The organism is Halovenus marina (assembly GCF_051414115.1).
Classification (GTDB): Archaea; Halobacteriota; Halobacteria; order Halobacteriales; family Haloarculaceae; genus Halovenus; species Halovenus marina.
Genome location: NZ_JBLKNZ010000001.1, coordinates 556,532 through 577,511 on the forward strand (window position 1 = coordinate 556,532; position 20,980 = coordinate 577,511).

20 protein-coding genes and 1 tRNA gene are annotated in these 20,980 nt (G+C 61.3%); 10 read left to right on the forward strand and 11 right to left on the reverse strand.

All coding sequences use genetic code 11. The annotated features are described in order from the left end of the window. Positions 1 to 712: 712 nt before the first annotated feature. Entirely contained in the window at positions 713 to 1,372 is a 660-nt protein-coding gene (locus ACMGFL_RS02870) for a DUF7978 family protein (RefSeq protein WP_436934029.1), read from the forward strand. A 554-nt stretch (positions 1,373 to 1,926) separates the two neighbouring features. Here the strand turns inward: ACMGFL_RS02870 and ACMGFL_RS02875 are convergent. Then, positions 1,927 to 1,999, reverse strand: a tRNA-Pro gene (locus ACMGFL_RS02875). Positions 2,000 to 2,100: 101 nt separating this feature from the next. Here ACMGFL_RS02875 and ACMGFL_RS02880 point away from each other — a divergent pair. Beyond that, positions 2,101 to 3,165 carry an AI-2E family transporter gene (locus tag ACMGFL_RS02880; RefSeq protein WP_436934030.1) on the forward strand — a complete coding sequence of 355 codons (1,065 nt, stop codon included), beginning with the start codon at positions 2,101 to 2,103 and terminating at the stop codon, positions 3,163 to 3,165. Here the strand turns inward: ACMGFL_RS02880 and ACMGFL_RS02885 are convergent. After that, a complete protein-coding gene (locus tag ACMGFL_RS02885; RefSeq protein ID WP_436934031.1) occupies positions 3,125 to 3,919 on the reverse strand; it encodes a sulfurtransferase in 795 nt (264 codons plus the stop codon). The two genes, ACMGFL_RS02880 and ACMGFL_RS02885, sit on opposite strands and share 41 nt — an antisense overlap. 252 nt (positions 3,920 to 4,171) lie before the next feature. Here ACMGFL_RS02885 and ACMGFL_RS02890 point away from each other — a divergent pair, with 252 nt between their 5' ends. From ACMGFL_RS02890 to ACMGFL_RS02900, 3 genes are all read left to right on the forward strand, one after another. After that, complete coding sequence (locus tag ACMGFL_RS02890) at positions 4,172 to 5,032, forward strand: sulfurtransferase (RefSeq protein WP_436934032.1); 861 nt, start codon at positions 4,172 to 4,174, stop codon at positions 5,030 to 5,032. 85 nt (positions 5,033 to 5,117) lie between these two features. Continuing rightward, positions 5,118 to 5,735: a rubrerythrin family protein gene (locus ACMGFL_RS02895; RefSeq protein WP_436934033.1), complete on the forward strand. Its 618-nt coding sequence runs from the start codon at positions 5,118 to 5,120 to the stop codon at positions 5,733 to 5,735. A gap of 91 nt (positions 5,736 to 5,826) precedes the next feature. Further along, positions 5,827 to 7,458 carry a hypothetical protein gene (locus ACMGFL_RS02900; RefSeq protein WP_436934034.1) on the forward strand — a complete coding sequence of 544 codons (1,632 nt, stop codon included), beginning with the start codon at positions 5,827 to 5,829 and terminating at the stop codon, positions 7,456 to 7,458. A gap of 111 nt (positions 7,459 to 7,569) precedes the next feature. On the opposite strand, the gene ACMGFL_RS02905 is transcribed toward ACMGFL_RS02900, so the two are convergent. The 4 genes from ACMGFL_RS02905 to ACMGFL_RS02920 form a co-directional block, all read right to left on the reverse strand. After that, positions 7,570 to 8,952, reverse strand: coding sequence for a PKD domain-containing protein (locus ACMGFL_RS02905; protein WP_436934035.1), 1,383 nt, complete (start codon positions 8,950 to 8,952; stop codon positions 7,570 to 7,572). 111 nt (positions 8,953 to 9,063) lie between these two features. After that, the gene (locus ACMGFL_RS02910) at positions 9,064 to 9,849 is read right to left on the reverse strand and encodes an SDR family oxidoreductase (RefSeq protein WP_436934036.1); all 786 of its coding nucleotides are present in this window, start codon (positions 9,847 to 9,849) and stop codon (positions 9,064 to 9,066) included. Positions 9,850 to 9,930: 81 nt separating this feature from the next. Continuing rightward, positions 9,931 to 10,377, reverse strand: coding sequence for a TRAM domain-containing protein (locus ACMGFL_RS02915; RefSeq protein WP_436934037.1), 447 nt, complete (start codon positions 10,375 to 10,377; stop codon positions 9,931 to 9,933). A 104-nt stretch (positions 10,378 to 10,481) separates the two neighbouring features. After that, entirely contained in the window at positions 10,482 to 11,201 is a 720-nt protein-coding gene (locus tag ACMGFL_RS02920) for an SDR family NAD(P)-dependent oxidoreductase (protein WP_436934038.1), read from the reverse strand. A gap of 121 nt (positions 11,202 to 11,322) precedes the next feature. On the opposite strand from ACMGFL_RS02920, the gene ACMGFL_RS02925 reads away from it, so the two are divergent. From ACMGFL_RS02925 to ACMGFL_RS02935, 3 genes are all read left to right on the forward strand, one after another. Beyond that, positions 11,323 to 13,419, forward strand: a complete 2,097-nt coding sequence (locus ACMGFL_RS02925; protein ID WP_436934039.1) for a minichromosome maintenance protein MCM — start codon at positions 11,323 to 11,325, stop codon at positions 13,417 to 13,419. Position 13,420: 1 nt separating this feature from the next. Then, positions 13,421 to 13,687 carry a DUF7854 family protein gene (locus ACMGFL_RS02930; RefSeq protein ID WP_436934040.1) on the forward strand — a complete coding sequence of 89 codons (267 nt, stop codon included), beginning with the start codon at positions 13,421 to 13,423 and terminating at the stop codon, positions 13,685 to 13,687. Between the two features lie 71 nt (positions 13,688 to 13,758). Then, positions 13,759 to 14,418, forward strand: coding sequence for a CRISPR-associated protein Cas4 (locus ACMGFL_RS02935; RefSeq protein WP_436934041.1), 660 nt, complete (start codon positions 13,759 to 13,761; stop codon positions 14,416 to 14,418). 9 nt (positions 14,419 to 14,427) lie between these two features. On the opposite strand, the gene ACMGFL_RS02940 is transcribed toward ACMGFL_RS02935, so the two are convergent. The 3 genes from ACMGFL_RS02940 to ACMGFL_RS02950 are packed head-to-tail and all read right to left on the reverse strand — an operon-like array spanning position 14,428 to position 15,859. Continuing rightward, positions 14,428 to 15,048 carry an L-threonylcarbamoyladenylate synthase gene (locus tag ACMGFL_RS02940; RefSeq protein WP_436934042.1) on the reverse strand — a complete coding sequence of 207 codons (621 nt, stop codon included), beginning with the start codon at positions 15,046 to 15,048 and terminating at the stop codon, positions 14,428 to 14,430. A 1-nt stretch (position 15,049) separates the two neighbouring features. Continuing rightward, positions 15,050 to 15,574 carry a redoxin domain-containing protein gene (locus ACMGFL_RS02945; RefSeq protein WP_436934043.1) on the reverse strand — a complete coding sequence of 175 codons (525 nt, stop codon included), beginning with the start codon at positions 15,572 to 15,574 and terminating at the stop codon, positions 15,050 to 15,052. Continuing rightward, positions 15,575 to 15,859 (reverse strand): glutathione S-transferase N-terminal domain-containing protein, encoded by a 285-nt coding sequence (locus ACMGFL_RS02950; protein ID WP_436934044.1) that lies wholly within the window; start codon positions 15,857 to 15,859, stop codon positions 15,575 to 15,577. A 186-nt stretch (positions 15,860 to 16,045) separates the two neighbouring features. On the opposite strand from ACMGFL_RS02950, the gene ACMGFL_RS02955 reads away from it, so the two are divergent. Next, on the forward strand, positions 16,046 to 17,425 hold the full coding sequence (locus tag ACMGFL_RS02955) for a hemolysin family protein (protein ID WP_436934045.1): 1,380 nt from the start codon (positions 16,046 to 16,048) through the stop codon (positions 17,423 to 17,425). A 15-nt stretch (positions 17,426 to 17,440) separates the two neighbouring features. Here ACMGFL_RS02955 and ACMGFL_RS02960 read toward each other — a convergent pair whose 3' ends face one another. Next, complete coding sequence (locus ACMGFL_RS02960; RefSeq protein WP_436934046.1) at positions 17,441 to 18,634, reverse strand: inorganic phosphate transporter; 1,194 nt, start codon at positions 18,632 to 18,634, stop codon at positions 17,441 to 17,443. Positions 18,635 to 18,745: 111 nt separating this feature from the next. On the opposite strand from ACMGFL_RS02960, the gene ACMGFL_RS02965 reads away from it, so the two are divergent. Next, positions 18,746 to 19,123: a Rid family detoxifying hydrolase gene (locus tag ACMGFL_RS02965; protein WP_436934047.1), complete on the forward strand. Its 378-nt coding sequence runs from the start codon at positions 18,746 to 18,748 to the stop codon at positions 19,121 to 19,123. A gap of 53 nt (positions 19,124 to 19,176) precedes the next feature. On the opposite strand, the gene ACMGFL_RS02970 is transcribed toward ACMGFL_RS02965, so the two are convergent. After that, complete coding sequence (locus tag ACMGFL_RS02970) at positions 19,177 to 20,958, reverse strand: HAMP domain-containing protein (RefSeq protein WP_436934048.1); 1,782 nt, start codon at positions 20,956 to 20,958, stop codon at positions 19,177 to 19,179. Positions 20,959 to 20,980 lie beyond the last annotated feature (22 nt).

The window sequence follows — 20,980 nt, forward strand, 5'->3', positions numbered from 1 at the left end:
GATAATACAAATAACAGAGACGGGAGAACTTGAGGTCTATAAACCACAAAGTGCGTAAGGAAAGAGGGTGATCCACTAGCATTCCTTCGGTGTAATGCCGAGAGGGAGGTACGATCTCTTTGTGAATCGGTCAAGGGGAAGATCTTATATATTCGACTGTCGCTCGCTCCGGTCACTTCGCTCCCGGTGGTCGCTCCGTTTCGGTCGCCGTGCTCGGAGGCGATCTCGAACCGTTCCGGATCGCGTCACTCGCTCGCTTCGAGCTTGCCGTTCCGGGCTGCCTGTCTCGTTTCTTCCTCGACCACGCTCGCGCTTTCGTTCGCGCTAGTAGGGGCTGCCGGTTCGCTTCGCTGCACGGGCTGCCGCGACAGCGCTCTCACTCAGGTCTCGTCAGTCACGTGCGCGGGCTGCCGGGCTTTCGTGCTGTTTCGCTTCGCTCCGTCGCGCTTCCGGTTGTGCCCGATATCTCCTGCGCACGGCTTTTGATACCTGTCTCCGGCGCTTCGCGCCGTCGACCCGCTCGCTTGCTCTAAAGGATTTGAGAGGAACTGACCGCTGAATATAGAGAAAAGATTCAGCAACAAATGCTCTCGGACGGTCGCCGACAAGCGCATGGAACACACCGACTATGTCCAACTGTTACCGTATATCCCAACGCGGTGTCCCAGTGGAGTCCCTTATATTTTTAGTAATTCCGATTATCGGATACGATATGTCCATTCGACGCTACCAACTCAAATACGGGGCCCTTTGGGGAGCCGCCGCCTTCCTTGTTGGCCTCTCAGCTACCTATCTCGTCACTCCACCCGATCTGCTTGACGTAGAGAAATGGAAAACCGCCGCATGGCTATTCCTCAACGCTAATGGTGTGCCTATCGCTGGCATCAGTGTCCCTGGTCTCTCCGGAATCAGCGGTAATGTCAATCTCATCGAGACAACTGATCAATTCCGAGCACTCTACGTACTCCCTCCAATTCTCGTTACCTTTGCCGCCGTCCTCACTGGTGACTCACTTCGATACACTACACGCCCAAAGTACGTCGTCCAGAACTGTGCTGGTGCGATGGTTGGCTACATCGCGGCCGCACTCCTCACTATTCTTGCTTCCGACGCTCGTCCCGCTGTCGCCGTCGTCATCCTCCTTGGTGGCTTGCTCGGCGGAGGACTTTTCATCGGTTCTACCGTCGCTAACCGGCTTACCGGGGGACTTCCTGTTTTCGGAGTGACGACGCTCGGCGGTCTCGCAGCCATCGGCCTCGCCATCATCCTCGGCGGTATAACTGTCATCACCGCACTCGCCCCCATCCTCGCTATCACCGTCGCCGGAGTTCTCGCGGCGACTGCAATCCTGCTCGCTGTTCGCTTGTTCTAACCCAAATAGAGTTCCAAGTCTCTATCTACAAATCCGACCAACCGGAATCAGAAGATAGTTTGGTGCTACATTCGCGCTTTTTATTCAGCAAGGCTGCTGGAACCTATCACCAAGTGTAGATTCCACTATGGCTGTTGCATCTATCATACGCAGGTAATTAGTGCTATACAGAGGCTATCGGCGGGTCGTTCTCCCGGTCGACTACCGGTAAATCGGGTTCGTTCTCCGTGCAGGCTTCAACAGTTTCGAGGTCGCGGTTTGTGTCTTCGAGCGCGCCGCTGGGTAAGTCCCAGTAGGCATACGCGCCGCGGTAGTCGACGATACACTGGAACGGGGTTTCCTCGGGAAGCGTAGAGCGAACACCCGGTTATTCGGTTTCTACGAATGCGCGCACTTTCGCCGCGTCCAAGCCTTCAAGATTACATTCATCAAGCGAGGTGTTTCACCGAGTGCGAACGAAGTGAGCACTCGGCTTTTTCCCCAAGTTTTTGCGCAAGTGGTGCCCGCAGTGAGCCAGCGGCTCACGAGGACACCCGCCGCGCAAAAAGTGGGAGTGGGACCGCCCGGATTTGAACCGGGGTTGCGGGCACCCAAGGCCCGGAGGATACCAAGCTACCCCACGGTCCCGCACGTGGAACTGAGGCGGTGACGGGTGTAAGCGTTTCGTTGCTAGATTCCCGTCGTTGTTCAGGCACAAAGGTTTACTCGGTTGCTTCCGGAGTTGAGGTATGTCCTGGTCACAGCGCACGTACGTCCTCGCCGCCTTGCTCGCGGTAGTCGCGCTCGTGACGACGTTTTTGCTGTTCGACATCTTCTCGGCGGTGTTCTTTGCGATTACCGTCGCGTACATCCTCTATCCAGTTCGGTCGTTTCTGCGCAGGCGTGGCCTCAGCTCGCGACTCGCCGCCGGTCTCAGTACGCTGCTCGCGCTGGTCGCCGTCGTCGTTCTCTTCTCGCCGCTTATCGTCTCGATTTACGTCCGCCGCTCTGAGTTCTTCGAGTTTCTCGAAGAGTTGCCCGAAACGCTGTCGGGGTCGTTCGTCGGGATGGAGTACGAGATCGACGTCGGACAGACACTAGAGCAAGCCGAGGTGATACTGCAGGACGCGGCCGTGGACCTACTCGCACAGATGCCGGTCATCTTGCTCAACTTCTTCGTGTTCATCCTCGTCGTCTACGCCCTGCTCTTGCGACCCGACGCGGTTCGGGCGGCGATTCTCAAGCCCGTCCCGGTGCAGTATCAGGATATCGTCTTTGCCTTCCACAGACGAACGCGCTCGATCCTGTATGCGATCTACGTCCTTCAGGCGGCAGTCGGGCTCGGGACCTTCCTGATCGGCTACCCCTTCTTCATCCTGATGGGGTACGACTCCGCCTTCACCCTCGCCGTCATGGGGGGGATCCTGCAGTTCGTCCCCGTTGCCGGGCCGATTCTGGTGCTGGCCGGGCTCGCGGGCCTCGAACTCGTCGCCGGTGAGGTGGTTCGCGCAGCGCTCGTGTTCGGTCTCGGTGGACTCCTCGTTGGCGTGCTTCCTGACGTGCTGATCCGGCCGCGTCTCGCGCGTCTCACTGCCGGAATCCCGGGAAGTCTCTACTTCGTCGGCTTTTTCGGTGGACTGCTCTCTGTCGGCGCGCTCGGCATCATCGCTGGCCCACTCGCCGTCGCACTGGTCGCGGAGGCGGTGCGTCTGCTGGTCCACGACTCCGCTTCGGCCGCCGAGCAACAGGGACTCGAATACGTCGAACAGCCAGCTATCCCTCGATCGGACGACCAGCCGCCTTCCACTGAGTGAGACTCCCCTCGTAGAAAGCGAGGCGCTCGAATCCAAGCCAGCGAAGCACCCAGTAGGTGTGACTGATCCGCCGAGCGGTGTTGCAGTACAGCAACACCCGACGGTCGCGGCTGATGTCTCGCTCGGCGAGAAGCGCGTCGATGCGGTCACGGGGGAGTAGCCCGCGGCTCTCGTCGTCGACGAGTTCCCGCCAGTCGAGTCTGACGGCGCCGGGGATGTGCCCCTCCTCGTACTCCCACTGCTCGCGCGTGTCGACGATGACCGTTTCCTCGTCGTCGACCGCCGACTCGACAGCATCGATGCCGACGAGTGGCGTCTCTGCCGGCGGTGCTCCCTCGTAGGTCGTCGGATCGACGGTCGGCGAGTCGCTCGTCACGTCGTGCTCGCGTTGCCACGCGCTGAAATCCCCGTCCAGAAGGTGGAGTCGCTCGACTGGATGACCGTACAGCAGGGCGGTGACGAGAAACCGAGCGGCGAACACGCCGTGGTGGTCGTCGTACGCGACGAGGTGGTCCTCGCGCGTGATTCCGCGGTCGCCCAGCAGTGTCGCAAACGCCTCCTCACCGGGCAACATCCCCGTGTCGCCGCCACCCTCCGCAGCGTGTTTGTCCGCGCGAAACTGGTCGAAGGGGATGTTGACCGCACCGGGGATGTGACCGATCCCGTCGAATTCCCACGCGTCTCGCACGTCGACGACCCGGACGCTGTTGAGGCGCTCTGCCAGCGTCGCTGCCGAAATAACGAGTTCACTCATCACCGAACCTTTTGTACCCATCACAATGAACGTGTCTCTCTTTGCAACTCGAAGATATCAGCAAAAATTGCGACATCTGTCGATCCAGCGGCGTCACGCTGAACTCCGGGACTATTGGGGAGACTGCTTCGCAGTCCCCGCACAACCGCTGTCCCAGATAGTCACAATATCTGCCGCCAGAGGGGAGGAGTGGCGTATGATGCCGGGTGAAACACGACTTTATGCATGGCACTACTATTGGTAGATGGAATCATGAGTGAGAGTGAATACGCGAAGGACGTGCTCGTCTCGGCGGATTGGGTCGAGCAGCACCTCGACGAATTCGAGAGCGACGACCCCGATTATCGACTGGTCGAGGTCGACGTAGACACGGAACTGTACGACGAGAGCCACGCGCCCGGTGCGATTGGCTTTAACTGGGAGACGCAACTCCAGGACCAGACGACCCGAGATATTCTGACGAAGGAGGACTTCGAGAATCTGCTTGGCAGTCACGGGATCACCGAGGACTCGACGGTCGTGCTCTACGGTGACAACTCCAACTGGTTTGCCGCCTACACCTACTGGCAGTTCAAGTACTACGGTCACGACGACGTGAAACTGCTCGACGGCGGCCGCGAGTACTGGGACGAAAACGACTACCCGACGACCGACGAGGTCCCGGACTTCCCCGTGGTGGAGTACAACGCCTCCGGCCCGCGCGAGTCCATCCGCGCCTACCGAGAGGACGTCGAGAACGCAATCGAGCGCGGACTGCCGCTCGTGGACGTTCGCTCGCCCGAGGAGTTCAGCGGCGAAATCCTCGCACCGCCAGGTCTGCAGGAGACCGCCCAGCGTGGCGGCCACATCCCCGGCGCGAAGAACATCTCGTGGGCGGCCGTGACCAACGACGACGGCACGTTCAAGGACGCCGACGAGATCAGAGAGCTGTACGCAGAGGAGGGCATCGACGGCGAAGGCACGACCGTCGCCTACTGCCGCATCGGTGAGCGCTCGTCGGTCGCCTGGTTCGCGCTGCACGAACTGCTCGGCTACGAGGACGCCATCAACTACGACGGCTCCTGGACCGAGTGGGGTAACCTCGTCGGCGCGCCCATCGAGAAAGGCGAGTAACGACCTGTTTGCAGCCGAGAACTGACAACCGAACTTTTCGTCGCGGGACGATGCATACAAGCCCCTCGCAGTCGATACGCCGAGTATGGACAGTACTGCCGTTCTCGATGCAGTCAACGCGAATCTGCGAACTGAACTCTCCAGACTCGGCTCCTCGAAGTTGCTCTATGCGCTCACTGAGGGCGACATGGAGGAAGCCCCCGTTCTCACCGCACTCGCCACGCGGGCACACCACGCCGCGGCAGTGCTCGACGCGTGGGGCGACAAGGGCGGAGCGGGAGCGGTGTTTTCCGACGCGGCGGACGTGGTCAACGACCAGTACGACGAGATCAGGACAGTGCTCTCTGAACACGACCCCGGCGAGCGTCCGCAGATGATCGAAGCGATGAGCGAGTTCGAGGGCGTCGAACAGCGACTCGGTGCGGTGCTCGGATGGACGCTCGTCGCCGAGCGAACGGCCAGTCAGGCGAGCGGATTCTTCACCGGACAGGCAGACCCCGGGACTGCGAGCACGTTTCGGGCCTTCGGTGACGAGTACGAACGACTGCGCTCGGAGGCTGCGGAGGCACTCGACGACGTCTGCGCCGACGAGGACGACTACGAGCGCGCGACTGCGGCCGCATCAGCCGCCGTCGAGGCCGCCTACGACGAGTACGTCGAGACGCTGGAATCGCTCGGCGTCAATCCGAAGCCAGTCTGCTGACGCGCTGGTTCGTCCCACGCGTATCGACGCCTTACTGACTTAATGTTGATGTAAAAGCATTTATTCCCCGATTGGTAATGTCGACAGACGGATGGGGAAGCGCGCGCTCGCACTCGTGGGGTGTCTGGTGGTACTGGTGTGTACTGGTGGCTGTCTGGGCTTCGGGGATACCGACGAACGATCGGAAAACGTGACGCCGACAGAGACGCCACCTGCGGGGACGGAGACACCGACTGCCACACCAACACCGACGGAGACGCCCGAGCGGTCGAACGGGACGCTCGCGCCCGATGTCCGCGAGCAGGGCTACGCGAACTTCACTGCCGCCTTCGAGGAGTCACTCGACGATCCGACTGCCGCACGCCTCGCGACGCCCAGCGTCGACTGGTCTGTGGTCTCGCTCGCCGAGACCACCCAGGTCAGGGACACGCTCGAGATCGCGCTCACACACGAGAACGGGACCTATCATCCCATGTACGCGACCGGGACAGCGCTGGAGGCGCTCGCGGATACGATCGACGGGCCCGGCACTGCGCTCGACCGTGACTTTGTCGCTCCGGCGGCTGCAGGCAAGTTTCCACTCATCCCACCGGAGATTCGTATCGAACTCAGCGCTCCCATAGCGGGAGAGACGATTACGCTCACCGTCGACTCGGATGTACTCGCTCAGTATGGCGCGGGCGAGATGAGTCGCGAGGCCTTCGCCGATGAAGTGCTCGCGTCTGCCGTTGCCGAGTCGGAGACGGTCAGCCCCTACGCCGACCAGCATCCCGAGCGATACCTGCCCGGCGGTGACGAGCGACCAACACTCGAGTCGACGCTGCTCGCGAACACACGCACGGGCGACGTCGTTCGTCTCGAACCGAAACCAATCGAGGACGCTGACGGAACCGTCGGAGTCGAGGTATTCCTCAGGGACCGGAACGCGACCGACGAGATTGTGAGCAAGCGCGCGGGCGAACTCCTGCACGAACTGGCGCGGAACGTCAACCGAGTGGGGATGGGGAATCTGTCTGCGGACCGCGCGGGCGAGCAGCCACTGGCGTTCGTGGCGGTGACCACCCGCGGCGAGACGGCCGACGAGTGGGTGACGACCCACGCACCGCTTCCAGCACTGGACGCGTACTATCACAACCAGACGAGCAAAGCAGCGCTTGCAGACTCGGTGACCACGCTCGCGAGTGGCCCCACGCCAGCGCAGTACCGAGCGCACACAGACCCGCTCGTGACTGGACTGACGCGGGCAACGTATCGTGACTTTGCCGCAAAATATGGACGGGATCTCGAAGCCAGAGAGGAGACGCTGTTCGGGTGGGAACCCGACGTCGAAGTCAAGCGCGTGCAGGGACAGGCCGAATACGGGGATGCGCAGATCATGGTTGAACCCAAGGATCCCGGTCTCACCAGTCTTTACGCAGAACAGATGATTCTCACTCTTAACGAAACAGCACCACATCTCCACCCAGAGAGAGGGATCCTCGTCTACCTAGACAATCCGACTCCTGCACACTATGAGGAAGAAGCGGGGGACCATCTTATTTTCTTGAATACGAGTGGGGCTCTCGAACTCACGGACGAGACAATCAACCCCTGGAACTTCAGATATGATCTGAACTCACCAGAGCATTATCTGCCGCCTGGTCAGAAACGCTCGAATGACCCGTTTTTTGAGGAAGCAGGACCAGCGTACTGGGGAGATGTGCCAGTCGAAAATACGAAGTGATCGACTTCCCGGTACGATTCGTCCGGATTGTTCTGTCAAGTAAATCCCTTAACTACTGACACCTCTCGGCAACTTCAATACGACATTTTCCCACCTTACTATTGAGTTCGCCTATCTGCAATCTGGATGCGCTGGTGGTTTGTTTTCACAGTTGTTCCTACCATCATCGCTATCACCACTGTCATCGTTTCCATCGTCATTACCATCATCGTCAGTCCCGTCTTCACCATATCCAATGATCTCATAATTATAGCATTCGACAAAGGACATCCCGCACTTCAGTGTCTTATCGAACGTACCTGAATATTGTTGATCGAGAGTCTGTGATTTCTTTCCAATCTGGTCTCCGACGTTGATTGCTTCGTATCCGAGCGCGAGAGAGTGGCGCTCCATCGCATTCTTGACACTCTCTGGCCGTGCCTTTGCGACGACTGTTGACTTATTTTCGTAGTGCTGTTGTTTGTATTCGATCCGTTTCATCTCTTCAGGCGGCATCCCGGCTTTCAGTTGTGGCACTTGCGCAAACGCGTAGATGGTGTCTTCTTCCTCATCGTCGTTGTTTCCGCCGCCTCCGCCGCCTCCGCCGCCTCCGCCCCCGCCCCCGCCGTTACCGCCACTGTCATCGATGTTGCATTTTTGGGTCTGAGTCCAGGGGAAGGGACGTGGGTGGTCGTTGTTGTTGGGGATCATGCCTTCGCGGGGGTCGTATTTGGGGCCGCTGATGGGTCCGTTGCCGGTGTGTTCGAAGAGGTATTCGACGTTGGCGTAGCGTTGTTTGACGGTATCGCCAGGGCGGTAGGTCGCGAGTTTTTTCCAGTCGGAGGCACTGGAACAGGGGTTTGTCTTGGCGACGGTGACGGTATGCGTGGCGGTGTCGTCTTGGCCGATGGTATCAGTCGCAGTCCCGGTGACGGTGTAGTCGCCAGGTTCGGGGAAGGCGTACTGGACGGTCAGCGTTGGGCTTGTGAGCGGGGATTCGTGTGTGGTGCCGTCGAGCGAGAGTGTGCCCTGGTCGAGTGTGAGGTCGCCGGGTGTGGCGGTGAGTGTGAACGCGCCGGTTTCGTTGACGGCGAGTGTGTCCGGCCCGGTGACAGTTGCGGTGGGGGCGTCGGCGTTGGTGACAGTCACGTACAGCGTGTCGGAGTCCTGGTTGCCGTCGTCGTCGGTGATAGTCACCGACACTGCGTAGGTGCCGTTCAGTATCGGGCGGAATTGGGTCATCTCGCAGGTCGGACAGTCAGGTGTGATGAGCGAGCCATCTGGACGCTCGATTTCCCACTCGAAATGGGTGATGGTTCCGTCGGGTGCGACCGATCCGCCAGCGTCGAGATAGACAGTTTGGCCCTGCTGAACGGTCTGGTCGAGACCAGCATCCGCGAGTGGTCGGTCGTCCGCGAGCGCACCGCCCACGAGTGTGCTACCCGCGAGCGTGCCACCCACAGCGAACACGAGACAGACGAGCGTGAGGGCAACCCCTCTGTGGATCCACCCCATGATAGGACAGAGTGGCCGCCCGTTCGTATAAAAGGTTACGTATTTAGAATGTCTGGGCGCGTATCACAACGTGCGAGATCAGATCGGGGGAGACGTCGAAAACGGCGTCGATTAGCTTCGGAGTGATCCGCCGTCTATCGGGAGTGCAACGCCGTTGATGAAACTCGCGCGCCCGCTGGAGAGGAAGGTGACCACGTCACCGAGTTCGCGCGGGTCGCCGATGCGACCGACGGGAACGTCTGTCCCCTTTGCCTTGTATCCTGCTTCGTAGCTCTCGTACTCGCCGCGCTCGACCGAGTCCTCGATGAGTTCCTCGATTCTGCTTGTCTCGTGTGCGCCGGGCAGGACGGCGTTGGTCCGGATCTCGGGGGCGAACTCTCGTGAGATCGTCTTCACGAGGCCGATCACTGTCCGACGGACAGCGTTCGAGAGGACGAGGTCGTCAGCGACCTCCTGAACGGTGCGGGAGGTGATCGCGGTGATGGTTCCCGCGTCCGATTCGGCGAGGTGGGGCTGGCTCGCACGAATCGTCCAGACGGCACTCATGACGAGCAGTTCGTAGGCGCTATACCAGTCATCGTCGTCCATATCCAGGAAGGACCCGCTCGGTGGGCCGCCAGCGCTCGTGACGACGTGGTCGACCCCGCCAAAGCGCTCGACCGTCTGCTTGACGAACGCCTCGACGTGGTCGGGATCGGTGATGTCTGCCTGAATCGCGAGGACGTCGCCGCTGCCGGTGTCACGGAGACGTTCGCCAGCATCCTCGATGTGGTCTTCGGTCAGCCCGCAGATGGCGACGTTTGCACCCTCGCGAGCGAACGATTCGGCGCTCGCGTAGCCGAGGCCGCTGCTCGCTGCCGTACACAGTACTGTGTTCCCGTCCAGTTCCAGATCCATATCCGCGATATCGAGCAGGAGTCACTAAACGGTCACGAGATGTAGCCAGTAGCGAAAAGCGCTGAATACGGCGTCGCCCGCCTAACTGCCCCAGAAGTTATCGCGACTGCCCAGTTGTGGTTCGTCGTCTTCCATCTGGTCGGATTCGTCCTCGGATTCCTCGGCCTCTGTCTCGTCAGTTTCTTCGTCTTCCTCGAGTTCGAGCCGTTCGAGTTCCTCCGCCCGAGCGTGGTTCGAGCGAACCTTGGTCACTTTCACGCGAGCGCGTGCTGGCGGGAGGACACCGTCGACCATGATGATGAACCCATCCTCGGTGCGCCCGACGCCCGCGCCGCTCTCGTGAATGTCTTCGACGTCGACGACGACTTCCTCGCCGGGCTTGACCGGCTGTGACTTCAGATCCTCGATTGGCTGGTTGTAGTGATTGCACCACTCCGCGCCGCCCCGGTCACCGTAGTGTTGACATCCCATTCCCTGGATCCGTTCGCTGTAACTGGGGCAGTCGTCGGCGAGTGGACAGTCAGCCATACCCCCGACTACTCCGGGGGTGAAGTAAACCCTTACGCACCGGCGGGCGAGCAGAATCTATCGAGGGCATTAATACACAGCGGGCGCGGGGATTTTGCCCGCATTCAATCGTACTGTTCGTACTCGAAGTCCTGCTTCGAGACGACGAGCGTTTCGGCGGTGACGTGCTCTGCGTCCTCGGACGCCAGAAACAGCGTCGCATCAGCCACGTCCTCAGGCAAAATTCTCGACGCATCTCGCTCCTCGCCGTCGGCAAATCCGGTGTCGACCGGGCCGGGACAGACCGCGTTGACGCGGATGTCGTGGGACTGCCACTCTCTCGCGAGCGCTTCTGTAAGTCCGTTGACCGCGAACTTCGACGCGGAGTAGGCGGCCATCCGGGGGTATCCTTCCAGCCCCCGAACGGAGGAGACGTTGACGATCACGCCCCCGTCGTCGGCCATCGAGTCGAACACCGCCTGCGAGCACAGAAAGACGCCGTGGACGTTGATGTCCATCGTCGTCTGCAGGTCCGACAGCGGATAGTTCTCCGCGCTGCCGGGAATCCAGACACCCGCGTTGTTCACGAGAATGTCCACGCCGCCGAACCGTTCGATAGTTTTGTCGACGAGTTCGGCCACGTCGTCCGGCTCGCTCACGTCAGTCTCACACGAGAGCACCTCGGCTCCGAGTTCGTCCAACTCCTCGGCGGCGCTGTCGAGTTCTGTTCTCGTTCTGGAGCAGATCACGACCTTCGCACCCTCCTGTGCGAATGCTCGTGCGATAGCGCGTCCGATACCACGTCCGCCGCCTGTGACGATCACTACCTGACCCTGAAACGACATCGCTCTTCGCTCCGACCTACAGGTACAAATATCTCTGTGTCGGGTGCAACCATCCTTCGATCAGTTTCAGTGCGGGGTTTGCGAACCTTCTTGAGTGAGGCCGAACAACCATCGACACCAGATGGCTCGCGCGGACGACACGGAACTCATCGACCAGTTCGAGGAATTCTACCGGAGTTACTACCGCAACGAGATCGGGGAACTGGCACAGAAGTACCCGAGCGAGCAGAAGTCACTCTACATCGACTGGCAGGACCTGTACCGCTTCGACCCAGACCTGGCCGACGACTTTCGGAACAAGCCCGGACAACTGCGCGAGTACGCCGAGGAAGCGCTTCGGCTCTACGATCTGCCCGTGGACGTCTCGCTCGGACAGGCGCACGTCCGCGTTCACGGCCTGCCCGAAACGACCGGCATTCGGGCGATTCGTGCCGACCACCGCGGTCGACTCATCACCGTTCAGGGGATCATCCGCAAGGCGACCGACGTTCGCCCGAAGATCACGACTGCCGCCTTCGAGTGTCAGCGCTGCGGGACGCTCACCCGGATCCCACAGGAGAGCGGTGACTTTCAGGAACCCCACGAGTGTCAGGGCTGTGAACGACAGGGTCCCTTTCACATCAACTTCGACCAGTCTGAGTTCATCGACGCCCAGAAGCTTCGAGTCCAGGAATCGCCCGAGGGGCTACGCGGCGGCGAGACGCCACAGAGCATCGACGTCAACATCGAGGACGACATCACTGGCGAGGTGACCGCTGGCGACCACGTCTCCGTCACTGGTGTGCTTCGTCTCGAACAGCAGGGCAGCGACCGGGAGAAGTCGGCCATGTTCGACGTGTACATGGACGGGCTGACCGTCGAAATCGAAGACGAGCAGTTCGAGGACATGGACATCACCGACGAGGACAAAAAGGAGATCGTCGAACTCTCGAACCAACCCGATATTTACGAGCGGATGGAAGGGGCAATCGCGCCCTCTATTTACGGCTACGAGAAGGAAAAGCGGGCGATGGCGTTTCAGCTCTTTTCCGGCGTGACCAAACACCTCCCCGACGGCTCCCGGACTCGCGGGGATCTGCACATGCTTTTAATCGGTGACCCCGGTACCGGAAAATCCGCCATGCTCCAGTACGTGAAAAACATCGCGCCACGCTCTGTCTACACGTCTGGCAAGGGATCCAGTTCCGCAGGTTTGACGGCGGCGGCTGTGAGAGACGACTTCGGCGAGGGCCAGCAGTGGACGCTGGAGGCGGGCGCGCTCGTGCTCGCAGACCAGGGGATCGCCGCGGTCGACGAGTTGGATAAGATGTCCACGGACGACCAGAGTGCGATGCACGAAGCATTGGAACAGCAATCCATTAGTGTCAGCAAGGCGGGAATTAACGCGACACTCAAGTCCCGATGTTCGCTGTTGGGTGCGGCGAACCCGACCTACGGCCGCTTCGACCAGTACGAACCGATCGGCGAGCAGATCGACCTAGAACCGCCGCTCATCTCGCGATTCGACCTCATCTTTACCGTCACCGACCAGCCAGACGAGGAGGAGGACGCGGAACTCGCAGAGCACATCCTCCAGACCAACTACGCCGGGGAGTTGAACACGCATCGGACGAAAACGAGTACCTCGAACTACACCGAGGAGGAGGTTCGACAGGTCACCGACGAGGTTGCACCGACGATCGAACCCGACCTGTTCAGAAAATATGTCGCCTACGCAAAGCGAAACTGCTTCCCGACGATGACCGAGGAGGCGAAAGCGCAGATCCAGCAGTTCTACGTCGACCTGCGCGCCCAGGGGACCGGCGAGGACGCCCCGGTTCCGGTCACAGCCCGAAAGCTCGAAGCGCTCGTCCGACTCGCTGAAGCGAGCGCCCGGGTCAGACTTTCAGACACCGTCGAACAGGAGGACGCAAAGCGGGCCGTCGACATCGCTGAGTACTGTCTGAAGGATATCGGACTCGACCCCGAGACGGGCGAACTCGATGCCGACGTCGTCGAGACGGGCACCTCGAAGAGCCAGCGGGACCGCATCAAGTCGATCAAGAACCTCATCGCGGATATCGAGTCCGAATACGACGAGGGCGCGCCGGTCGACGTCATCATCGAGCGCGCAGAGGAGGCAGGGATGGACGTCGACACCGCGAAACACGAAATCGACAAACTCAAAGAGAAAGGCGAGGTGTACGAACCCCGCACCGACCACCTCCGGACGACCTGACATGGACCGCATCTCGACGCTGCGAAACATCGAGGATGCACTCGCCCGCTACGAGGACGGCGAGTTGCAACTGCCGGAACTCGAACGGGAGGTTCGGGGCGTGTTGCGCACCTACGCGACCGACTTCGAGGATGCCACGGCGTATCGCGCTCGTGGTGACCCGAGCGCAGACGGCCTCGTCGTCGTCGCTGACTCGCGGACGGAGGCCCGCGAACAGATCGAGGGGCTGGTCGACGCCGCCGCCTTCGAGGTCGAACCGGTCGACTGATAGAAGCAGCGAGAACACAACGGGAGCGAACCACCCCGGACTTTTTATCCCAATACGCGGGCAGAGTCCCCATGCACGCGTTCCGAGACGTGGAAACGGCAGCGTACTGTCCGCGAAAGCTGTACTACCGCAAACGAGACCCTGACGAACGAACCACCCCCGAGGAAGTCGCGCGTCGTCGCGAACTGGCCTTCGAGTACGAGCAACTGCTGACCGACGACAGCACGCTCGCGGACGCGCCGATCTCGGTGACGCCGACGCAGTTCCGGTCACGGATCGGGTCGGCCAAAGCTCGTCTCGACGCGTGGGACGCACTCGTCGATCCAGCCGAGCGTGACGTCTTCTGTCGCGGACGGGAGTGCCACGGGAGAGTTCACAAACTCCTCGACGACTCATCGCCGTCGCTATCGCTGATCTTCGGCGGAACACCGCCGGAACAGGGCGTCTGGGAACCCCAGAGCGTGCGGCTCGTGGCTGCCGCGAAGGCGCTGTCGTGGGAGCGAGAGACCGCCGTCGAGCGCGTCTTCGCGGAGTACCCTGCTTACGGTGTGATTCGGGAGGTTGCGGTCGACACCAGACGGACGGCACAGTATCGGGCAGCGGTTCGGACAGCGGATGCGATTGACGGACCACCCGCTCGCACGAACCAGCGCTCGAAGTGCGACCCCTGTGAGTATCAGAGCGACTGTGGCGTCCGGACGCGGTCGCTTCGGAGTCTGCTCGGTGGGTGATCCGCGGAGTTAGTACTCTGCGAGCCACGCCTCGATGTCGTCTGCCTTCGGGCCGCGTCGGTGAATCTGTCCGCGCTCGACGTCGACGACGGTCGAGCCACGGCCGCCCGGCGTCTCGCCGCCGTCGATGATGATCGCCACTGCTTCGCGGATCTGGTCGTCGAGCTCAGCGACGCGTCGGGCGCTTTCCGCTCCCGAGACGTTCGCACTCGTCGCGGTCATCGGTTCGACGTGGGAAAGAAGCGCGAGCGTCGCGTCGCGGTCAGGCACCCGGACGCCAACGCGGTCGCGGCCAGCCGTGAGTGCGTCCGGAACCTGCGAGTTTCGTTCGAGCACGACTGTGACGGGACCGGGAAGAAATCGCTGCATGAACGCCCGCTCGCGCTCGGTCGGATTGGTGTACGTCTCGGCTGCTGTCCGACTGGAGACTGCCATCGAGAGCGGCTTCGAGCGATCCCGGGCTTTCGCCTGGAAGACCCGCTCGACGGCGTCGGGGTCGATCGCGTCCGCCCCCAGTCCGTACACCGTCTCGGTCGGATAGACGACCAGACTCCCTGCGTCGATCGCTTCTCTGGCGCGTTCGTAGCTCTCTGTGGACTCATCGAGGACGTGCGCTGTGTCGTCGCTCATGTCAGACCAGGCGTTCGACCGCTGCTTCGAGGTCGTCGTAGTCGGGAAAGTCCGGCCACTGATCGGCGGCCCACGCGTACTCGATGGTTCCGTCCTCGTCGATGAGGAAGGTCGCAGGCCGTGGTTCGGCGACCCCGGTCATCCCGTCGAGGTCGTTGACGATCCCGTACTGTTCGGCGACGCCGTTTGCCGGGTCCGAGAACAGCCGAAAACCAGTGTCTGCGAGACCGCGCTCTTCGATGAGGCGCTTGTGTTCGTAGGGCGTCGATATCGAGAGTCCGACGACGTGCAGGCCGTACTCGTCGAACTCGCGGTCGCGCAGTTCCTTCCACACGTACGTTGCGGGGAAGGCTCCGTCCATGGAGTGAAAGACGAGCAAGACGGGGCCGTCGTCAGTCAGCGTCGACAGACGGGTGTCCTCCCAGTACTCGTCGTTGACCAGCGGGCGGACGAAATCTGGGGCCTGCTCACCGACTTCGGGATGGTCCGCCGGGCCGAGTTCGACCACGTCGAAGTCGAGATCCATCTATGCGCCCTCCCGGACTGGCTGTTCGGTCTCGGATTGGCTGTACGTCGCGTCGAGATACGAGACGATATTCGCGCTTTCCGCCATCGTGACGCCGGTTCGCTCGTCGACGATGACCGGAACCGTCCGAGCGCCCGCTTCGCGTTTGACGACGTCTCGCTTCGAGTGGAGCGGTTCGACGAAGCGTGACTCGTATGCAAGGTCGTACTCCTGGAGTCGTCTGACGACACGTTCACAGAACGGACAGGCCTGAAGTCGGTAGAGAGTGATCGCTGGCTCGCTCATACTCTCGCTATGGGCGACGAGCGCCTAATACTGTCGGCTGTAACATCTCGAAAATACTTCGCCACCCGGGGTGGCGAATATTTTTACGCACTTACAGCCGACAGTATAAGCCCTTCGCTGGCGTCGCTCGTGTGAGCGGTTCCGCCATGACAACGCTTAATCCGAACGGCCGAAAAGAACCGTCTAATGGAGCGTATCGCTGGCACGACCACCGACGCTGTCGTTCTCAACATCGAGGTGATCGGGTTCTCACTGTCCGGGGAGTTGATCGCGCTGCTCGGAGCACTGTCGATACTCCTGTTGCTCGGCCTGTCGGCGTTTTTCTCTTCCTCGGAGATTGCGATGTTTTCGCTGCCGAATCATCGAGTCGACGCCATCGTCGAGGAGGGGATGCCCGGATCTCGCACGCTGCAGGACCTCAAGTCAGACCCCCACCGACTGCTGGTGACGATCCTCGTCGGGAACAACCTCGTCAACATCGCCATGTCCTCCATCGCGACAGGATTGCTCGCGTTTTTGCTCGGCAACCAGAGCCAGGCCGTCTTCATCGCGACGTTCGGCATCACGGCGCTGGTCTTGCTCTTCGGTGAGAGCGCGCCGAAATCTTACGCGGTCGACAACTCCGAGTCGTGGGCGCTGCGGATCGCTCGTCCGCTGAAGTACGCCGAACTGGTGCTGCTTCCGCTCGTCATCCTCTTCGATTATCTGACGCGGATCGTCAACAAGGTGACCGGCGGACGGTCGGAAATCGAGTCGACGTACGTCACCAGAGAGGAGATCCGCGACATCATCCGAACCGGCGAGCGGGAGGGCGTCCTCGACGAGGAGGAGCGCGAGATGCTCCAGCGGACGCTCCGGTTCAACCGAACGATCGTCAAGGAGGTGATGACGCCCCGACTCGACATGACCGGCGTGCCGAAAGACGCCTCGATTCAGGAGGCAATCGAGACCTGTATCCAGAGCGGCCACGAGCGACTGCCGGTCTACGACGGGGAACTGGACAACGTGATCGGGATCGTCCACCTCAGCGACCTGGTCAGAGACGGCAACTACGGCGAGGGTGAGACTGATCTGGAGGACATCACCGAACCGACGCTCCACATCCCCGAGTCGAAAAACGTCGACGAACTGCTGACCGAGATGCGCGAACAGCGCCTGAACATGGCGATCGCCATCGACGAGTTCGGGACGACCGAGGGGCTGGTGACGATGGAGGACTTGGTCGAGGAGATTGTCGGCGAGATTCTCGAAGGCGGCGAGGAAGAGCCCATCGAGTTCGTCGACGACACCACCGCGCTCGTTCGCGGCGAGGTGAACATCGACGAGGTCAACGAGGCACTCGGCATCGAACTGCCCGAGGGCGAGGAGTTCGAGACCATCGCTGGCTTCATCTTCAACCGAGTGGGGCGACTCGTCGAGGCTGGTGAGGAGGTCGAATACGAGGGACTCAACATCCGTGTCGAGCGCGTCGAGAACACCCGTATCCTGAAAGCGCGCATCAGCGGCATCGAGGAGTACCAGAATCGTCAGGCAGAGGCGGAGATGCAGGAATCAGAGAGCGACTGACGCTCTGTCAGCCGATCAGACGAACGTGAGGAGCCACTCGACGAGCAGAAAGCCGCCGTAGCCGATGGCGAAGGCACCGATAAGTGAACCAACCCACGCGAGTACGGTGTAGCCCATCTTCGCCGGACTGACTTCGCCTTTCTCGTCGCGGGCCGCGTAGCCGCTGCCGACGATGGCCGAGACGATAATCTCGTTGAAGGAGACGGGGATCCCGAAAAAGACTGCCGTCTGGGCAATCGCAAACGAGGGGATGAGCGCGGCGATAGACCGACGCGGGCCGAGCGAGGAGTAGTCCTGCGAGAGTGCTTTGATCATCCGTGGCGCGCCGGTCCAGGAGCCGATCAGGAGTCCGAGACCGCCACCGAACAGCACGACGACGAGCGGGATCTCGAAATCAGAGAGCAGAGGCAACAGCGGCCCGAGCGCGAGTCCGACCTGACTCCCGCCAGCGGAGAAGGCGACGAGTCCGCCGAGCACGAGCAGGAATCGCCGCTGTGCGCGGGTGGCGTCGACCGCCGTCTGTCTGGCGAGTACCACCGCAAACGCCGTTGCGATGAGAACGGCCGTCGCCGCGTAGGGAACCAGGCCGCCGCCGAGCGCGTTGCCGATAGCCTGTGCGATCGACGCCTGCTCGCCGCTTGCGCCGAGAAAGACAAACTGGACGTTCGCGATGATCAAACCGACCACGCCCCCGAGGAAGGCGACGGCTTTCATATTCGAGACGCGCGTCGAGCGGAGCAGCCGAGCGGTCGCGTACGCGATGCCGCCGCCCACAATTGGCGTTGCGACCCACAGCGCGAGGATCTGCTGATACTTCCCCCACGCTGGACTCCCGCCCATCGCGAGACCGACGCCCACGACGGCCCCGGTGACGGTGAACGCCGTCGCAATCGGATAGCCGGTGAAGATGCCGATGGCGACGAGCGTGGCGGCGACGGTGAGCGCAATCGTCGCGGCCGTCGCCGACAGCGGGTCACCGATGACCAGTTCCGTCCCGACGGCCTCGGTGACGTTCGCCCCCTGGAGGATGGCCCCGAGCAAGCCCAAAATCCCGACCAGAAAGCCAGCGCGCAGTATCGAAATGGCGTTTGCGCCCACGGCGGGAGCAAACGGTGTCGACCCGGACGACCCCGCCCCAATTGCCCACGCCATAAACAGGCTTGCCAGTCCAGCGACCACGAGCGTCGCAAGCGCCGTCGGTGCGACCATCTACCGGGTGCTTACTGGGGTGTCCTCAAGAGCGTGCCGGTTGCGACGAACGATTTGTTCCGATGAGTACGGACAGAAATCTTATTTGGAGTGGGGCGAAGACGTGTTCGTATGCGTGAAGTTGAAACCGACGACGCACCGCCGAGCATCGGCCCGTTCTCACAGGGGATCATCGACGACGGAACGCTCTATGTCTCCGGACAGGGGCCGGTTGACCCCGACACCGAGGCGATCATCGACTCCGACGACGTTCGTGACCAGACTCGCCAGACGCTCGAAAACATCGAAGCAGTGCTCGAAGCCGCGGACTGCTCGCTCGACGATGTCGTCAAGACGACCGTGTTCGTCCGCGACATGGACGACTACGACGACATCAACGACGTGTACGGCGAACTGATGTCCGCCCCCTATCCGGCCCGCAGCGCCGTCGAGATTCAGGACCTGCCGATCGACATCGACGTCGAAATCGAGGCGATCGCGAGTCTGTAGCTGTTTCCCGGCGTTTCGCTGGCGGTTTTTCCTGCAATTACGACGAGTCTCGATTACTCGTCAGCGCCCCGCGATTGCGGGTTGCTTCCGGTCGGGCCGACCGAGAAGACGAACTCGTGTTCGGCCTCCGTCTCGAATCGGTCGAGGATGTCACGGAGCGGTTGCGCGTAGTTTTGCAGGTCGTTTGCGCGCTCTGAGACCTCGTTGAGTTCCGCGGCCTGCTCTTCGGCCGCGCCAGCGACGTTTTCGGATTCCGCCATCGTCTCCTCGCTGAGTTCGGCAATTTCCCCGATCTGGGCCGACAACTCCTCGATGTTTTCGAGTTCCTCGTCGATGTCGATGTCGTGGGTCTGTGCGAATGCACCGAGGCTCGCAGCAATCTCGTCGACCGACTCGGAGACGGTCTGGAGTCGTTCCTTCTGGTCGTAGGCGTCGTCGGAGATCTTCTGGATCGAGTCGGCGACCTGCTCGCTGGCCTGTCGAACCGTCAGGGCGCTCTGTTCGACCTCTGCACCGGCTTCCTCGACCTCGTCGACGTAGCTCTTTAATTGGCCGGTCGTCTTTTCGAGTTCCTCGATCATGTCGTTGAACTCCGTGGCGATGCGGTCCATCGACTCCTCTTCGCCGTCGGTGGTCATCCGCTGGGTCAGGTCTCCCTCACCGACGCTGTCCATGATATCCGAGTATTCCTCTGCTTTGTCCTGGAGATATTCGGCCATCTCCTCGGCCTCGGCGCGGGCAACCTCGGCCTCCTTGCGGGCGCTTTCGGTCTCGGTGATCCGGTCTTTGAGCGACTCGCGCATGCTGTCGAAGGCGCCATACAGGTCTCCGAACTCGTCGATCCGGTGGGTCGACATGTCCACGTCGAGGTCACCCTCCTCCATCCGGTTTGCCTTCGATTGCAGGTCGGCAAGCGGTGCGAGGGTCTGTCGGCCGATGACCAGCCCAAGCAGTCCGAGCGCGACGAGCGCCGAGATAATGATAAACAGGACGTTCAGGGCGACGGTGTCCCGGACGGCGAAGGCCTCGCTTTCGGGGACGCTCGTGACGGCGATCCACTCGTTCGTCCCCACGGACACCCGCTGATAGGCGCGCACCGGATCGCCGCTGACGAACGCGCTGCCGCCCTCGCTCGCGAGTCCGTCGATCACGCTCTGGTCGAAGCCATCTGCGCTGTCTTCGTCGGCGAGCAACACTGGCTCACCGCTCGTGCTCAAAAACGACGTTCGTTCCTCGCCCCTGTTGAGTATCTGTGAGCGAACGTCGAGCGACGCGTCCAGAATGACGATCCGGTCGGATCCCTCTACCTGCGCACCGAACCCGATGACGCGAGTATCGGCAAAATCCGCTGTCGAATCGTAGGCAGTGTTTGACACCCAGAGACCGTTCTCGAACTCGTCGAGAAAACTCTCCTCGACCCACGGGTAGTCGTATCTCTCCAGGAGCGGCGAGTCAAGCGAGGTGCTCGCGATGATCCTCCCTTCTGTGGGATCGATCACGTGAACTGCGCTCCGGTCGAGTGACGACTCCTCTGATTCGATCACCTCCTGGACCACGTCGCTGTCCTCGCTCGTGATGGCGTCGTTCTCCGCGATCAACTGGGCCTCGAACTGTCGGGCGTTGGCCCACTCGCTCATCGCATCCGACTGCTGGGCCGCCGACGTTTCGAGCGTTTCCTGTGTCGATTCCTCCAGCGTGTTGTTGACCCGGACGTACCCGACCGCACCCACGAGTCCGATGATAAGTAACACGACAAGCAGTAACGCACCGAACTTGCGGCTGAATCGTTTCCTGAGAACGTCAGGGACAATACTCGACAGTGTGTTTGCTGACATCTCTTGCAACCCCCCGGAACTG